1 rRNA gene (running past one end of the window) is annotated in these 1,718 nt (G+C 52.2%); it reads left to right on the top strand.

The features are described 5' to 3' along the window. The first annotated feature begins 21 nt into the window (after positions 1-21). Positions 22-1,718, top strand: a 23S ribosomal RNA gene (locus tag OKC31_RS21445) (it continues 1,260 nt past the right edge of the window).

The following is a 1,718-nucleotide window of genomic DNA, read 5'->3' as shown; positions in this document are numbered from 1 at the left end:
CGACACTTCTTGGGGTTGTATGGTTAAGTGACTAAGCGTACATGGTGGATGCCTTGGCAGTCAGAGGCGATGAAGGACGTACTAACCTGCGATAAGCTGTGAGAAGTCGGTAAGAGACGCTATTACTCACAGATTTCCGAATGGGGAAACCCACCCAAGATAACTTGGGTATCGTTACATGAATACATAGTGTAACGAGGCGAACCGGGAGAACTGAAACATCTAAGTACCCCGAGGAAAAGAAATCAACCGAGATTCCCTCAGTAGCGGCGAGCGAACGGGGATTAGCCCTTAAGCATCTTGGAAGTTAGTGGAACGGTCCTGGAAAGGCCGGCGATACAGGGTGATAGCCCCGTACACGAAAACAACCTTGATGTGAAATCGAGTAGGGCGGGACACGTGACATCCTGTCTGAATATGGGGGGACCATCCTCCAAGGCTAAATACTCCTGACTGACCGATAGTGAACCAGTACCGTGAGGGAAAGGCGAAAAGAACCCCTGTGAGGGGAGTGAAATAGAACCTGAAACCGTGTACGTACAAGCAGTGGGAGCCCTTCGGGGTGACTGCGTACCTTTTGTATAATGGGTCAGCGACTTACATTTTGTAGCGAGGTTAACCGTATAGGGGAGCCGTAGGGAAACCGAGTCTTAACTGGGCGTCTAGTTGCAAGGTGTAGACCCGAAACCGGGTGATCTAGCCATGGGCAGGTTGAAGGTTGAGTAACATCAACTGGAGGACCGAACCCACTAACGTTGCAAAGTTAGGGGATGACCTGTGGCTGGGGGTGAAAGGCCAATCAAACTCGGAGATAGCTGGTTCTCCCCGAAAGCTATTTAGGTAGCGCCTCGGACGAATACTACTGGGGGTAGAGCACTGTTTGGGCTAGGGGGTCATCCCGACTTACCAACCCCATGCAAACTCCGAATACCAGTAAGTAATATCCGGGAGACACACGGCGGGTGCTAACGTCCGTCGTGAAGAGGGAAACAACCCAGACCGCCGGCTAAGGTCCCAAAGTTCTGGTTAAGTGGGAAACGATGTGGGAAGGCTCAGACAGCTAGGATGTTGGCTTAGAAGCAGCCATCATTTAAAGAAAGCGTAATAGCTCACTAGTCGAGTCGGCCTGCGCGGAAGATGTAACGGGGCTCAAACCAGGCACCGAAGCCGCGGATTCACACTTATGTGTGAGTGGTAGGGGAGCGTTCTGTAAGTCTGCGAAGGTGTATCGAGAGGTATGCTGGAGATATCAGAAGTGCGAATGCTGACGTAAGTAACGATAAAGGGGGTGAAAAGCCTCCTCGCCGGAAGACCAAGGGTTCCTGTCCAACGTTAATCGGGGCAGGGTGAGTCGACCCCTAAGGCGAGGCCGAAAGGCGTAGTCGATGGGAAGCAGGTTAATATTCCTGCACGACTTGTAATTGCGATGGGGGGACGGAGAAGGCTAGGTGGGCCAGGCGACGGTTGTCCTGGTGAAAGTGCGTAGGTGGTGTTTCTAGGCAAATCCGGAGACACAACACTGAGACACGAGACGAACACACTACGGTGTGGAAGCCATTGATGCCCTGCTTCCAGGAAAAGCCTCTAAGCTTCAGATTACAAGTCATCGTACCCCAAACCGACACAGGTGGTCGGGTAGAGAATACCAAGGCGCTTGAGAGAACTCGGGTGAAGGAACTAGGCAAAATAGAACCGTAACTTCGGGAGAAGGTTCGCTC

It is taken from the genome of Aeromonas sp. Y293-4 (assembly GCF_027705905.1).
Taxonomy (GTDB): domain Bacteria; phylum Pseudomonadota; class Gammaproteobacteria; order Enterobacterales; family Aeromonadaceae; genus Aeromonas; species Aeromonas veronii.
Note: the sequence above shows the minus strand (reverse complement) of the source record. Positions and strands in the feature narration are given on the sequence as shown.